The sequence below is a fragment of the Lysinibacillus sp. NPDC047702 genome (assembly GCF_050272555.1).
Taxonomy (GTDB): Bacteria; Bacillota; Bacilli; order Bacillales_A; family Planococcaceae; genus Lysinibacillus.
This window is the reverse complement of the sequence record NZ_JBNNMG010000021.1, coordinates 28,873-43,032: the sequence shown is the minus strand read 5'-3', so window position 1 is coordinate 43,032 and position 14,160 is coordinate 28,873. Positions and strand designations below refer to the sequence as shown.

The 14,160-nt window shown below is 37.7% G+C and carries 12 protein-coding genes; 6 read left to right on the top strand and 6 right to left on the bottom strand.

The window, feature by feature from the left end; all coding sequences use genetic code 11:
* Positions 1-92 precede the first annotated feature (92 nt).
* The 4 genes from ACQKIM_RS12290 to ACQKIM_RS12275 all read left to right on the top strand — a co-directional run bounded on the left by ACQKIM_RS12290 (position 93) and on the right by ACQKIM_RS12275 (position 7,087).
* Positions 93-1,418 carry an aspartate aminotransferase family protein gene (locus ACQKIM_RS12290; protein ID WP_427544093.1) on the top strand — a complete coding sequence of 442 codons (1,326 nt, stop codon included), beginning with the start codon at positions 93-95 and terminating at the stop codon, positions 1,416-1,418.
* A gap of 29 nt (positions 1,419-1,447) precedes the next feature.
* Complete coding sequence (locus ACQKIM_RS12285) at positions 1,448-2,845, top strand: aldehyde dehydrogenase family protein (RefSeq protein WP_427544090.1); 1,398 nt, start codon at positions 1,448-1,450, stop codon at positions 2,843-2,845.
* A 216-nt stretch (positions 2,846-3,061) separates the two neighbouring features.
* On the top strand, positions 3,062-5,086 hold the full coding sequence (locus ACQKIM_RS12280; RefSeq protein ID WP_427544088.1) for a hydantoinase/oxoprolinase family protein: 2,025 nt from the start codon (positions 3,062-3,064) through the stop codon (positions 5,084-5,086).
* A gap of 24 nt (positions 5,087-5,110) precedes the next feature.
* The gene (locus ACQKIM_RS12275; RefSeq protein ID WP_427544085.1) at positions 5,111-7,087 is read left to right on the top strand and encodes a hydantoinase B/oxoprolinase family protein; all 1,977 of its coding nucleotides are present in this window, start codon (positions 5,111-5,113) and stop codon (positions 7,085-7,087) included.
* Between the two features lie 68 nt (positions 7,088-7,155).
* On the opposite strand, the gene solA is transcribed toward ACQKIM_RS12275, so the two are convergent.
* The gene (gene solA, locus ACQKIM_RS12270) at positions 7,156-8,274 is read right to left on the bottom strand and encodes an N-methyl-L-tryptophan oxidase (RefSeq protein WP_427544082.1); all 1,119 of its coding nucleotides are present in this window, start codon (positions 8,272-8,274) and stop codon (positions 7,156-7,158) included.
* Between the two features lie 302 nt (positions 8,275-8,576).
* The gene (locus tag ACQKIM_RS12265; RefSeq protein WP_427544079.1) at positions 8,577-9,845 is read right to left on the bottom strand and encodes a DNA cytosine methyltransferase; all 1,269 of its coding nucleotides are present in this window, start codon (positions 9,843-9,845) and stop codon (positions 8,577-8,579) included.
* A gap of 113 nt (positions 9,846-9,958) precedes the next feature.
* Here ACQKIM_RS12265 and ACQKIM_RS12260 point away from each other — a divergent pair, with 113 nt between their 5' ends.
* Positions 9,959-11,638, top strand: a complete 1,680-nt coding sequence (locus tag ACQKIM_RS12260; protein WP_427544076.1) for a hypothetical protein — start codon at positions 9,959-9,961, stop codon at positions 11,636-11,638.
* Between the two features lie 209 nt (positions 11,639-11,847).
* Here the strand turns inward: ACQKIM_RS12260 and ACQKIM_RS12255 are convergent, their stop codons facing one another.
* From ACQKIM_RS12255 to ACQKIM_RS12245, 3 genes are all read right to left on the bottom strand, one after another.
* Positions 11,848-12,129, bottom strand: a complete 282-nt coding sequence (locus tag ACQKIM_RS12255; protein WP_427544073.1) for a hypothetical protein — start codon at positions 12,127-12,129, stop codon at positions 11,848-11,850.
* An 87-nt stretch (positions 12,130-12,216) separates the two neighbouring features.
* Positions 12,217-12,357, bottom strand: a complete 141-nt coding sequence (locus ACQKIM_RS12250; protein ID WP_427544070.1) for a hypothetical protein — start codon at positions 12,355-12,357, stop codon at positions 12,217-12,219.
* A 184-nt stretch (positions 12,358-12,541) separates the two neighbouring features.
* The gene (locus ACQKIM_RS12245; protein ID WP_427544067.1) at positions 12,542-12,688 is read right to left on the bottom strand and encodes a hypothetical protein; all 147 of its coding nucleotides are present in this window, start codon (positions 12,686-12,688) and stop codon (positions 12,542-12,544) included.
* A gap of 264 nt (positions 12,689-12,952) precedes the next feature.
* Here ACQKIM_RS12245 and ACQKIM_RS12240 point away from each other — a divergent pair, with 264 nt between their 5' ends.
* Complete coding sequence (locus ACQKIM_RS12240; RefSeq protein ID WP_427544064.1) at positions 12,953-13,216, top strand: hypothetical protein; 264 nt, start codon at positions 12,953-12,955, stop codon at positions 13,214-13,216.
* A gap of 10 nt (positions 13,217-13,226) precedes the next feature.
* On the opposite strand, the gene ACQKIM_RS12235 is transcribed toward ACQKIM_RS12240, so the two are convergent.
* Positions 13,227-14,123: a LysR family transcriptional regulator gene (locus ACQKIM_RS12235; protein WP_427544061.1), complete on the bottom strand. Its 897-nt coding sequence runs from the start codon at positions 14,121-14,123 to the stop codon at positions 13,227-13,229.
* Positions 14,124-14,160: the final 37 nt, after the last annotated feature.

Here is a 14,160-nt window from a genome sequence, read left to right as displayed (position 1 = left end):
TTTTTTGATGGAAGGAAATTTTTTAAACAGTTGGCATGAGAGTTGCTATTAAAAAAGTGTAGGAAATTTTAAACGAAAAGAGGTTGGTATTGATGGCAATTCAATTACAGGAAGAGCTAAAAACATTAGATCAAAAGCATTTTTTACATCCAACATCGTCAATTGAGCAACAGCAAACACAAGGACCAGCAGTTATTTTTACAGAAGGAAATGGCATTTACTTAAAAGATGTTGAAGGAAATGTCTATATTGACGGGATGTCCTCTTTATGGAATGTAAATATTGGGCATGGCCGTCAAGAAATTGCAGACGTCGCGAAGGAGCAAATGTCTACATTAGCTTTTAGCTCCTGCTTTGCAACATTTAGCAATGAACCGGCGATTCGTTTAGCAGCGAAAATTGCTTCTTTAGCTCCTGGAGATTTAAACACAGTATTTTTCACTTCAGGTGGGTCAGAGGCAAACGATACAGCGATTAAACTAGCCCGTCATTACTGGTTATTAAAAGGACAGCCAAAGCGCCAAAAAATTATTTCACGTACACACTCCTACCATGGTGTAGCGATGGGTGCTACAAATGCAACAGGTTTACAAGCATTTCGTGATTTTACTAATTCACATGCTCCAGATTTCCACTATGTCTATAGCCAATCGGTACGTAATTTACGTGAAACTATTGAGGCATTAGGCCCTGAAACTGTGGCAGCATTTATTTCTGAGCCTGTACAAGGAGCAGGTGGAGTAAATATTCCACAAAAGGACTACTTTAGAGAAGTGCGAAAAATTTGTGATGAGTATGGTATTTTATTGATCGCGGATGAAGTCATCACAGGATTTGGTCGTACGGGTAAATTTTTTGGGATGGAGCATTATGGTGTAGTGCCAGATATGATGAGCTTCGCAAAAGGCGTTTCGAGTGGTTATGCCCAACTTGGAGGCGTGGTGATATCCGAAAAACTGCATCAAGACTTTTGTGAGCTTTCTAAAGGTACTTTAATGCATGGTTACACTTACAGTGGTCATGCACTTGCTTGTCAAGTCGGCTTGAAAAATATTGAAATCGTTGAGCGTGAAAATCTCGTTGAAAATGCAGCGGTCATGGGTGATGCGATGTTAAAGGGATTCCAAGCACTGCAAGAAAAATATAGCTTTATCGGACGTGTACGTACACTGGGGTTACTTGGAGCAATTGAATTAGTAAAAAGCCGTGAGACAGGTGAATTGTTTGGGTCTCCACTTAGCCCTATTTTTGTACAGGAAACAATGAAGCGAGGGTTAATCCTTCGAACGGTTACTTATGATCAAGATACAGTTGTTTTTGCTCCTCCTCTTATTCTATCAAAAGTAGAATTGGACGAAATGCTACGTATATTAGACGAAACGTTTGAATATATACGTAAAACTATCGTTGAAATATAAATACAATAATTTTGTGAAGGAGGAGTAATATGACAACGGTTGTTAGAGAAGTACGTGAACAATTTAATCCAGCGAGACCAAGCCAATGTATTGGCACAGTGGAGCTTTTGACACTAGATGAAACGAAGGAAGTTGTTAGTGCGGCTCATAATGCATTTGAAGGCTGGAAAAATACATCGTCTGTAGCACGTGGAGAGGTTTTACGACTAACAGCGGATTTACTTGAGAAAAATATGGATCAAGTAGCTGAAATAGCTTCATGTGAAATGGGTAAAACGAAAAGTGAAATGCTCGGTGAAGTGAAAAGAGGGGCTTCTATTTTGCGTTATTTTGCCCAAGAGGGGATGCGTGCTGTAGGTGAGGTGTTACCTTCTGCCAATGAATCAAAAATATTATATACAATGCGTGTGCCACTCGGTGTAGTTGCAGCAATCACCCCTTGGAATTTTCCAGTTGCCATTCCATTGTGGAAGATTGCTCCGGCATTAGTGTATGGCAATACAGTTGTTTGGAAGCCATCCATTGAAACCGCTTTAACCGGAAAATTAATAGGAGAATTATTTCAACAAGCTGGTTTACCAGAAAATGTGTTAAATGTAGTCCAAGGACGTGGCTCAAAGGTGGGGCAGATTTTATTGGAGGCTCCTGAAGTAAGGGCGATTACATTTACTGGTTCAAATAGTGTCGGTCAAAGTATTTTAGATACTGCTGGATCAACGAATAAAAAAATTCAACTGGAGCTTGGAGGAAAAAATGCAGCCATCATTTTAGCGGATGCCAATATCAAACAAGCTGCAAAACTAACGATAGAAGGTGCCATGAAACAAACAGGACAGCGTTGTACAGCGACAAGTCGAGTGTATATTGAGGAAGCGGTTTATGAAGAAGTGCTGCAGCAGTTAATAGAAGAGGCTAAAAAAATAGAGGTTGGCGTAACAATGGGCCCTGTATCCTCCAAGGGGCAATATGATTCTATTTTAGCCGCTATTGAAAAAGCACAACTAGATGGAGCTGAGCTTGTATTTGGTGGTGGTCCCACTCAAGGTATGAAAGAGGGGTATTACATCGATCCAACCATTTTTACAAATGTATCACATGATATGGCGATTGCCCATGAAGAAATATTTGGTCCCGTACTAGCTGTTATAAAGGTTAAGGATTATGAAGAGGCGATTCACTTATCAAATGATTCGGATTTTGGATTAAGTGCTTCGATCTATACTACTAATATTCCAAAAGCTTTTGATTTTATTAATCGCAGTGAAGTGGGACTTGTACAGGTGAACGATGAAACAGGAGGAGCCGAGCCCCAAGCACCATTTGGAGGAATGAAAAACTCAAGTACCGGTGCCCGTGAGCAGGGGCAGGCGGCGAAGGAATTTTTTACAACCTTCAAAACAATTACAATTGGTACAAAGGTTGAATAAAAATCTAACTCATCTTGAAATTAAATAGTATCCAGCCAAACAATAACACATTCTATATGCCTCAGTGTAATGATCTCGGATTGTTCTCATAGTGACTGCTATATTTTGAGGAAATCTAGCGGCATTCACTTGAGGTATTATCTTCATCAAAGAAGATTTATAATGAAGAATTTTTGTGTATTTCATCAAACCAAGTAAACGAAAGAAGGTATAACTATGGCACAAAGTCGTTTAGCAATTGATGTTGGTGGAACGTTTACGGATGTATTTGTTTTTAATGAAGAGACGGGAGACGTATTTGTAACAAAAACATCTTCAACACCTTCAAATCCAGAGCAGGGAATTTTAAATGGTGTAGAAAAAGCAGGATTAAATGGGAAGAATATTAAAATTTTTTCTCATGGCACAACCGTTGGAACAAATGCCTTAATTGAACGAAAGCTTCCGAAAACAGCCCTTATAACGACAAAGGGTTTTAGGGATGTTATTGAAATTCGTCGAGGGACAAAGGAAGATATTTGGGATACGTACAAGGATACTGCTAGACCCTATATTCAGCGGAGAGATCGGTTTGAAGTAGGAGAACGCATAGATTATGAAGGGAACATTCTTCAAGCTATTGATGAAGAGGAAGTTCGGATTTTAGCCAAAAAATTAAAACGTAGAGGTACACAATCTATTGCTGTTTGCTTCCTCAACGCCTATGTCAATGGAGAGAATGAGCTGAAAGTCAAAAAAATTTTAAAAGAGGAACTACCGGATGTCTATGTTTGTATATCAAGCGAGGTGCTTCCTGAAATTTTCGAGCATGAGCGAATGAGCACAACGATTATCAACGCAGTTCTCGGACCAATTATGAGTAAATACATTTGTAAGTTAAGCAATGAAATGCAGAAAAAGGGCTATGAGGAAGAAATTTTAGTGTTACATTCTGGTGGTGGCGTCATGACTTCAAGTACGGTTCCACGTTATGCGGCTAGACTAGCAAGCTCAGGGATAGCAGCTGGTGCTATTGCAAGTAAGCATATCGCAAAGCTGTGTGGATTTGACAATGCAATTGGCTTAGATATGGGTGGTACAAGTACTGATATTTCACTTATGTATAAGGGTGATATTCGCATTACAAAGGATTGGTCAATAGAATATGGATATCCAATTGGTTTCCCAAGTATTGAAATATTAACAATAGGAGCAGGGGGTGGTAGCCTTGCATGGCAGGATGAAGGGGGCTCTTTACGTAATGGACCACAAAGTGCAGGAGCAGCTCCAGGTCCAGCCTGCTATGGACGAGGTGGAACAGAACCAACGAACTCAGATGCAAATTTAGTGTTAGGGCGTCTTGGTGTAGATTTATTGGATGGTACGATGCAATTAAACAAAGAAGCGGCAAGAGAAGCCGTGAAAAAAATCGCAAACGCTTTCAATCAAACGATTGAGGAGGCGGCTAGCGCGATTATAGATGTTGCAAATGCCAATATGAGTGATGCAGTACGACTGATATCTGTTCGTAGAGGCTATGATCCACGAGATTTTGCACTTGTTGCTTTTGGTGGTGCAGGGCCATTACATGGTGCCTATTTGGCAAAGGATTTAAACATTCCAAAAGTTATTATTCCTACACATCCAGGTGTAGCTGCTGCAATGGGCTGTCTACTTGTCGATGTTCGTCATGATATTTCTAAAACGTATGTAAAAAAGCTTGATGAGATAACTGCCGAAGAACTAACCAAACAATTTGGTGCATTACGTATAGAAGCAACAACATTATTAGAGGAGGAAGGGATAGCAGAAAATACCTCGTCCTTAACGAATTATATAGATCTCCGTTATAAGGGACAATGGCGATCTCTTGCCGTTCTTGTATCAGATGAAATAACTTCTCTAGATGCAATACTAGAAGCATTTCATCAGGAACATGAACGAGAATTTGCATTTTCCGATAAGGACCAAGCTGTTGAAATTTTTGGTCTACGTGTCACGGCGATTGGAACAGTACCAAAGCCAGATTTCCCGCAATATGTTCCTGAGGGCTCTTTAGAAGATGCATTCAAGGAAACTCGCTCTGTTTATTTTGAGGGCAAATATTTTGAAACAAACGTGTACTATCGCGATAAAATACCTGTTTACACACACTTTGCTGGTCCAGCCATCATCGATCAACTTGACACAACGACCGTTATTCCACCTGGTTTTACAGCAGAGGTTGATGCATATAAGAATATCATTATTACTGTGAACTAATACTCGATAAGGAGGAATTGGGCGATGAGTACAACGAATTTAGAGACACATCATAAGGTTCGAAATTTAGATCCAGTAACATTTGAAGTGTTAAAAAACGGTTTTGTGAACTTAGTTGATCAAATGGCTGAACAAATGCTGCGTACATGCTATTCATTCGTTATTTATAATCGAGATTTCAGCTGTGCATTATGTGATGCGCAGGGAAATACAGTGATGCAAGGAACGCAAGATATTTCAGTACATGTCGGGACATTACATTTAACCGCAAAAGCTGTATTAGAGGATTTCGTAGATGATATTCATCCTGGTGATGTATTTCTAGTGAATGATCCTTATCGTGGTGGCACACATTTTAGCGATGTCCGTGTTATTTTACCAGTATTCCATGATGAAAAATTAATTGCTCTTATGCAAACGAATGGACACTGGGCAGATGTCGGTGGCTCTAATCCAGGTTCCTTTGATATTACTGCCAAGGAGCATTACGGAGAAGGATTGCGTATTCCGCCTGTACGCATTTATAGTAAAGGTCAATATTTATCAGATGTTGTGAAAATTATTGTTATGAATATGCGGATACCAGAAGAACGGATAGGAGATTTACGTTCTCAGGTAGAAGCAGCAAAAGTTGGAGAGAAGCAGCTTAAGGAAATGATTGGAAGGTACGGCATAGATACAGTACTAGTAGCCTTTGAAGAGGTGCAAAATTATGTAGAACGATTAATGAGAGCGAAAATTAAAGCTCTACCCAAAGGTCAATGGGAAACGGTGGACTATATCGATATGGACCCACAAGTAGGAGATGGACTTATCCCAATCCATGTAAAAATGACCATTACAGAGAAAGAAATAGCGTATGATTTAAGTAATTCTCATCCTTATATTAGCTGCTTTTTAAATGCGGGGTTTGGCTCAGCCCTTTCTGGCACTTATGCAGGCACTAAAACATTCTTCCCAGATATCCCACTAAATTCAGGATTCTATCGAGTTGTGAAAATTTATCTTCCTGAGAACTCTGTCGTCAATGCTCCTAGCCCAGTTGCTGTCTCTGGCTATTGTTCTGGGGCGTTTGAGAAAATTATGAATGCTTGCTTCGAGTTATGGTCAAATATTATGCCTGAACGAGCTATTGCATGTTCATTTAATTTAGAATATTTATTAATCGGTGGGTATGATCAGCGTCAGGATAGTAGTGAGTATTTTATGTGGTATGACTGGATGGCTGGTGGACATGGGGGGCGTATTGATCGTGATGGTGCAAATACAACCTCGCCAGTGTTTGGAGTAGGGCTAAGCGTGCAGCCATGTGAGGGGCAAGAGCGATTGTCACCAGTGATTACAACAAAGCATGAAATAATAATAGATTCTGCAGGCCCAGGCAAATACCGTGGTGGTTGTGGTGTCGAGAAGGGAGGCATTTTAACAAATGTCAACCATACAGTGATGTCGTATTGCTGTGATCGTTCACGCTCGATCACATGGGGAATTATGGGTGGCTTACCTTCTATCGCACAGGGAGCTATTTTAAACCCAGGTAAAAAGGATGAGTCATTTTTAGGTACAATTTTCTCAAATATCGAAGTGAAAGAAGGGGATTCCTTTACTCGTCCCTCAGCAGGAGGAGGGGGCTTAGGAGACCCGTTAGCACGAGATGTAAATGCTGTATTAGAGGATGTTATTGATGAATATGTTTCAATTGAGCGTGCTAAGCTTGATTATGGTGTTGTGATCCATGAAATCGATCGTGATATCGATGCATTTGAAGTAGATATAGCTGCCACATTAAAAGAAAGGGATTATATTCGCCGAAATCGTCATAGATGGCTGGAGACAGATCCTATAAAAGTGGAGCAACTGTATAATAACGGAGAAATTAATCAAATGGATGTTGTCCGAAAATATGGTGTAGTTATGGATTATCAAATAAATAAATCATTACCAATCTCAACAGAGCAATATCGAGAATCGATGAAGAAACGTTCTTTAGCCTTTTGGTAAGCATAGATAAATATAGAGAGTAGTTTACGCTACTCTCTAATGCATTTCGTATGAATATACAAGTAATTTTATTTAAAACGATTTAATCTAAAAAGTGATAAATCCTGCTTACTTTCTCCATTTAGTGTTAACTCAGTGAGTACCTCACCAACTGCACTGCTAAATTTAAAGCCATGTCCAGAAAAGCCTGCTGCAACGATAATGTTTTGATGCTCAGGTAAAAAGTCGATAATGAAATCTTCATCTGGTGTCATGGAATACTTGCACGTTTTTCCATATTTTAATGCCCCATGCTGTGGCATAAATTGCTGAATAAAGTTAAGTAAATCAATGGAATCCTGTTCATCAAACGGACGAAGCGGATCATTTGGATTGATTGCCTCACCACCATCATGACGACCAAGCTTTAGTCCTGCACCATCAATATTTGGAAATCCATAGTACGTGGAATCTGCCAATTCAAAACAATAGGCTGGAAATACATCTTTACCATAGAGCTGTTCATCCGCTTCAAACCAAGCAAAGGTTTTTCGAGTAGGTGTAACAGGGATGGTAATGTCCATTGTTTGTAATAGCTCCGTAATCCAAGCACCAGCAGTGACAATTAACTGTTTTGACTCGTAAACATTTTTTTCGGTTTGTACCTTTATAATACTTCCCGCTTGAATGGACTGAACTTTTTCATTTGTATGTAATGCTGCTCCTGCCTTTATCGCTAATTTTTTATAGGCAAGAATGCAGGCTTCTACACGAAGAACACCGGCAGTGGGTTCAAAGCAAGCAACAAAGTTTTTAGGGACGAATAATCCTGGCCATTTTTTCATAGCTGTATCGGCTGAATATTGTTCTAATGCTAAGTCGTAAAGTTCGGCACTAGCTTTTACATTTTTAATAAAAGAATGTGTTGGCTCTCCAACATTCACAACACCTGTTTGTAGAAATAAGGATTCATTTGATAACGCTTCTAATTCCCTCCATAATTCACCTGCTCTTTTAACAAAAGGTACATAACTAGCCCCCTCGCCATAGGCAAAGCGAATAATTCTTGTTTCTCCATGATGACTGCCTTCTTCATGTGGAGGATCAAAGGCATCAAGCATCAGAACATTTTTTCCTGCCTTTGCTAAATAATAGCCCGTTGCCATACCCATCGAGCCAGCCCCAACAATTATCACATCATATATCATATAATCCCTACTTTTTTGCTCTAGTATAACAAAAGAATAGACGAGGAGACAGAAATTTTTGAAAATACTTTATAATAGGAAATATTAGGTTAACGGGAAAGAGGCAAATAGCGCTCCTAATATAAAAGAGGGGCGCTATTTGTTGGTATTTTGATTGAAAAATTCCTATAATTTCTATATTGGGATAATTTCTGTTCCTACTAAGTGCTTCATGTGGATTCGTTCTAGTTGATACAATCGCTTCAATCATTGCACATATAATTTCCTTATTTTATGGGAGATGATATATTTGTTCACAACATTTAAAATAAATTTAGTTGTTGTGATTGTTCAATAAATCGGTTTCCTACAAAATCAACCGCCCATTCAGCGATTGGTGTGGCAACTGCCTTCGCAAGTAAAACAGGCACGGCATTACCGATTTGTTTGTACTGTTTATCGAGGCGATTATTAGCGGAAACATTCATATTTCTACCGTCGCTAAATGTATACCAATCAGGAAATGTTTGAATACGTGCAATTTCAAGGACAGACAAACGGCGATGTTGCTCCTCGCCATCTGGAAAAATCCATTTATCCTTACCAACCTTCTCCATTGGCAAACCACTAGGATGTAACGGAGCCTGTCTACCCGATGCCTGAATTGTAAAACTCTGTTCATTCCAATCTTTTTTACGATTACGTGACATGTAAATACTGGAGTAAGAGCCTGTGAAATAAGGTCCTGGATTTTCCTCTAAATCACCGATTGTCTGCTGTAACGTCGTAAATGGTAGTAATCCTCTACCATGAGTAGCCTTTGGATAATGATATTTAAAGCCAAGTCCTTTTTTGACACCTACAATAAAAACACGCTCACGGAGCTGTGGCACACCATAATCGCGAGCATTCAATAGTTTGTATTGCACATCATAACCACTGGCCGCAAAATCCTCAGTAATTTGCTTAATGACCTCACCCTTTCCGAGTGTCATCATCCCTTTTACATTTTCAGCAACAAAAATATCCGGTTTAGCCTGTGTAATGCAGCGAATAAAGTGAATATATAAAAAGTTGCGCTCATCATCTACTAAGCGTGGACCTGCCTCACTGAAGCCAGGGCAAGGGAAGCCGCCTATGACAAGATCCGCCTTCGGAAAATTACGCACCCTACGAATATCAATACCGTGCTGAAATACAGGCTTGGGGAAATTTGCTCGATATGATTCATTCGCTTCTTTAAATAAATCATTTGTATAAATTGTATGAAAAATACTTTGCCCACGTATGTTGTCGTAAGCTTTCTTTGAATGTAATGCCTTAAGTGCCGCTTCTTCTCCGATAACCGCTGCGAGACCCGCTAGTTCAAAGCCTAGGTCCAATCCACCGCAACCAGAGAATAAGCTAATTGTGTTGATTTTATTTGGTATATATTGAATAGAAGACAAATAATCTGAGTCAATGTTTGCATGTAACATTTTACTGTTTTCTTCGATTATTTTTTCATGTAGCACACGCTTCACATCATCAATACTATAGTCGGGAGCGGGTTTAAATTTCCCTCGTCCTTTTTGTTCTACTTTGATGCTCATCATTATTCCCTCCTAGATTGCTTGTATTATTATATCAAACACTGTAATAAAAGGCCAGTATGATGTTTTCAAAAAATAAAATAGGTTAGAATGGAAATAAGAGGTGATAGTAGATGGCAAAGTCGAGTGAGCGTGGAAAAGCACATGTTTTAAAAGTTTATGAATCTTTACTGAATCATAAAGATTACCCAACTGCTAATTATATTAAACAGCTTTACCCTAATATCAAATCTATTATGAATAAATATCAAACAAATCACCCTGATCAACATCCAGATTTACTGATCACGTTGCAAAATGAGGATGTAATTAAAATAAATCTTTTTACTATAAAAGGAGCAACATCTATTCAGCCGAAAAATATAGGTGCTAAAAGCTTTTTATCTAAATATTTTAACAGTGAAGCTTTACAGAAAATGTTTAATGTAGATTTAGAACATGAACTTAAAGCATTTTATCGAGAAATTGTAAGTCAAAAAGGACAAATAAACGAATATGATACGATAACAATATTAAGAAGTAAGGTGAAGCATTATTTCCCTAAATTTACGGATGAGATCAATCCTCTTCGTCGAGTGTTTTTGGCGCAATTAAGAGATATTGCATTTTATTTGCTGAAAGAAGCCTACAATGCAAAAAAGGGTTTGCTAGAAGAAACCTTTCAAATACTAATGATGATAGACAGTATTAATATTGTTTCTAGGTACAACGAAGAACGAATTTATAAGGTAGAACAATGGCAAACCCAAATTGATTTTTCTAAACCATTGTATATTTATAAAAAGGGAAATGATACAGTAGGGTTACGTATTGGTGAACATGCGCTAACATTACGTTTTAAATTTGAAAGTAGTCCATCTACTTCTATTAAAATAGCAACGAGTTTTGAATACTTCCCAGAAAATGCAAAGGTGCAGAATGAAAATTTACAAAGTATCGAAGCATTTGAGAAAAAGATTGAGCAACATGTCAAAACCAGTACGAGTAATAGCAGCAATGCGATTGGGAAATGTAATGAAGCAATAGTCTATTACCGATTATTAAAAACAAATCCATTGCTTCAGCAAGTGGAGGGATCTACTTACCAAGAAATTTTGACTTCTTACAGTTCAATTGTTGATCATGATATACTACTACAAATTGTAGAATCGTCAATTGTCACTAAAGAAAAAATAGAGGAATATTTAGTGAATAAGTATGGAGAATATCGACTTCAAAGTATTCAGCTAGTTCCAGAAAGCTATATAAAGGATAGACTTGATACAACAGATTTAAAAATAATATTATTAGCTAACGGAAAATATATCGAAGAAGGTTTATCACTAAAAGCCATTGCAAACAAAAGTGCTAAGATAACAGTAAAAAATCCAGGAGCTGGACAAATTTTAGGACCGCTATATTTCGATGTCGGCTCATTAGTTCCACTGTTAGATAAATTGAAGAAGCAATTTGATCTTGGAAAAAAGAACCATCGCCAATGCTTGGAAGAGATATCTGTTGAATTTGGGCAGGCAGTGGGGAATGCTGAATTAAACAAGCTGCAAAAAGGTTTAGTAGCTATTCTAGGTAATGCAACTAAGGTAATTACAATGTATAAGCAAAACGATTGCCACATTTTAGAACACAGCAAAGCCATAGGTCATGTAATGATCAATCAACAAACACCATCTACTATTCAAACGACCTTTATTTGTAATGAGGGTGAACTAAATTTAAGTTTAAGAGTGAAGTTTAGCGCAGGAAAGAGTAAGGGATGGTCTTCGGTTAAATTTGTTGGGGAGATGGGGATTTAGTCTATTTTGGTAGTATATAAATAATTAAAGAAGTTAAGGATAACAATTTGTTTTCGTCGCAGAGTAAAGTTAAAAGCGAGACAGACAAATCCTCCACGGAGCAAAATGGTTCGATACTTACTCACAGGAAGTGTCGAACCATCAATTAATCTTAAAATCGGATTCTTTATTGTTAAGAACCAATTTTTTTATGGAAATTGATTGGAATTTTAAAATAACTTCATTTGTTTAGATGATTTATTTTCCAACAATTTATACCCTAACGAACGATAGCCTTTTAATCTTTTTTCAAACATTACTTTGAACATTTGCTCTTGATAATCTACGTAATCATAGACCTTTACTTTTAACTTTGAATCATGCTGACGATGTAGTCTTCCTACATATTGTTGCAATGTACCTTTCCATGAAAAAGGCATAACTAAAAATAAGGAATCTAGTCGAGCATAATCAAAACCCTCCCCTATATATTTCCCTGTTTCAATAATCAACCTTTCTTCATTTTCAGCAAGCGCATCTAATATTTTAAGCAGTGGTTGATTGGAGTGTAGACTGAGTGACTCCTCGGGGATTCAGCGTCACAGAGGAGACCCTGGAGCGAGCAGATTAGGGGAACGAAGGCTAAAATCGTCACGTCCTGTGACAACGCCTTCGTGACCAACCTCCTGCTGCTGCCGCTTCACTTTCGCGCAAAAAACATCTGTTGCCCCGCGGCTCATCGGACGCCCCCAGGAAAGCACTCAGTCGGAACGGAGATCAACCCCTCGTTTTGAAAAAGGGCTATACTTTTTAATTTGTCACCTTGATGTCATTGACATAATAGTATTTCAACAACATGAATGCACAATCTCCTAAAGGAATAGGAGTATTGGGCATTTGAGTTTATTTCACATCTGGTAATAATTAATTCATCAAGATGGCTACTATAGCAGCAAATGCGATTGATGAACGGAATAAGTATTGAACGGTAGTTGGCAATGAATAAAGGAAATCATCAGGTAGTAACATTAATGCTAATGTTAAAATTAAAGGAACAGCAATTACATGCATTTCTTTTTCACCAATGCTTTCATTTTTTATTATTTTGGTTTACCAGGGAAACCAAGCACCAGTGGCAATAAATACTCAGCGACTTGCTATACCTGTAATGGAAATAACACCTGAATTCGTTGAATACCCAGTAAAAGGAGTTGAACCAAGCAATGAAGCAATCAATGGCATAAGGTTTGCATTTAGAAAAATAAGCAAAACAAGGCTTTTGTAAATACTTGCAGAATAATCAATAGAAGAGACAGCTCAAAGAGGAGGATTTATATGTTGGTTAAAGGGTATAATTTTAAATTATCGATATTTTATTGGCTATTGTTCATACCAATTTTTTTAGGAATAAGCTATAAGGCATTATTTTTTGAGTGGCAAATACAAAAATATTATTTTAATGAGCTTGAAGATTTTGGTCGTTACGTCTTTGTGTTAGCAATTAGTTTTATAAAAGCATTTATCTATGTATTAATCATTCGATTTATTGTATTTTTGTTTCAGAAACAGCTTCATCTAAAAAAAGTGAATCGTATTTGAGAATAAAATCTCAAATACGATTAATAGAATCATTAATAATATCCATAAACGTATGAAAGGCCGAAGAGATATTTTGTTCGTTCTTTCGTGTACAAAGATAGATGGGTCTTTGAATATCCATATCCTTTATAAAGACTCTGGCTATTTGCTGCCTTTGAATAAAGCTTGAAGCTGCTATGGACGGAGCTAGCATCGTACCGTAGCCTGCTGCTATGGCATGGATCGATTCATTAATGCCATCGAGTTGCAGACCTACTCTTGGTGGCGGAATTTTATGAACCTTACATAATGCATTTAAAAATTCCTTTGTCGAGCTACCGTCTTCTCTAGAAACAAATGGCTGCTGCATTAGTTCTGCTAATGTCACAGTTTGATCTGCCATTGGGTGACCATAAGGCACGATAAACCAATAATCTAAATTTATGAGAAATTGATAATTAATATCTGGATGATGGCCATCCTCTTTTACGATAAAGGCTAAATCCGCTTTATAGTGAAGCAATTCTTCAATAACCTGTTGGGAGTTAGCAGTTTTTATATGGATATAAGAGTTCGGGAAAGCTTGTTTATATTTAGCTAGCCATTTCGGTAATAAAAAATGCGATGGAACATGAGTCGAAGCAATTTGCAATTCCTCATTCCCAGTATTTTTTAATTGCTCTAACTTATTTTCAATATCCATTTCTAAATCAAATAGCCGCTGTGCCTGTTTAAATAAAAATTCTCCATTTTGTGTTAACGTTATTCCTCTTCCTTTAGATTCCAACAAAGTTAATTCCAAATCTCTTTCTAAATTCCTAATTTGTATAGTAACGGCAGGCTGGCTAATCATTAGTGCTTGTGCTGCTTTAGAAACACTTTTGAGCTCGGCTACTTTTGTGAAGAGTCTAAGAGCATGTAAATTCATGAAATTTCTCCTTATATAAAAATTATTTATCCTTTTA

What these genes read in the sequence shown, in the direction of transcription:
- ACQKIM_RS12290 (WP_427544093.1), top strand. Translation starts at nt 93, where the DNA reads ATGGCAATTCAATTACAGGAAGAGCTAAAAACATTAGATCAAAAGCAT.
- ACQKIM_RS12265 (WP_427544079.1), bottom strand. Translation starts at nt 9,845, where the DNA reads ATGAGCATCAAAGTAGAACAAAAAGGACGAGGGAAATTTAAACCCGCT.
- ACQKIM_RS12245 (WP_427544067.1), bottom strand. Translation starts at nt 12,688, where the DNA reads ATGCATGTAATTGCTGTTCCTTTAATTTTAACATTAGCATTAATGTTA.
- ACQKIM_RS12240 (WP_427544064.1), top strand. Translation starts at nt 12,953, where the DNA reads ATGTTGGTTAAAGGGTATAATTTTAAATTATCGATATTTTATTGGCTA.
- ACQKIM_RS12280 (WP_427544088.1), top strand. Translation starts at nt 3,062, where the DNA reads ATGGCACAAAGTCGTTTAGCAATTGATGTTGGTGGAACGTTTACGGAT.
- ACQKIM_RS12235 (WP_427544061.1), bottom strand. Translation starts at nt 14,123, where the DNA reads ATGAATTTACATGCTCTTAGACTCTTCACAAAAGTAGCCGAGCTCAAA.
- ACQKIM_RS12260 (WP_427544076.1), top strand. Translation starts at nt 9,959, where the DNA reads ATGGCAAAGTCGAGTGAGCGTGGAAAAGCACATGTTTTAAAAGTTTAT.
- ACQKIM_RS12275 (WP_427544085.1), top strand. Translation starts at nt 5,111, where the DNA reads ATGAGTACAACGAATTTAGAGACACATCATAAGGTTCGAAATTTAGAT.
- ACQKIM_RS12250 (WP_427544070.1), bottom strand. Translation starts at nt 12,357, where the DNA reads ATGAGCCGCGGGGCAACAGATGTTTTTTGCGCGAAAGTGAAGCGGCAG.
- ACQKIM_RS12285 (WP_427544090.1), top strand. Translation starts at nt 1,448, where the DNA reads ATGACAACGGTTGTTAGAGAAGTACGTGAACAATTTAATCCAGCGAGA.
- solA (WP_427544082.1), bottom strand. Translation starts at nt 8,274, where the DNA reads ATGATATATGATGTGATAATTGTTGGGGCTGGCTCGATGGGTATGGCA.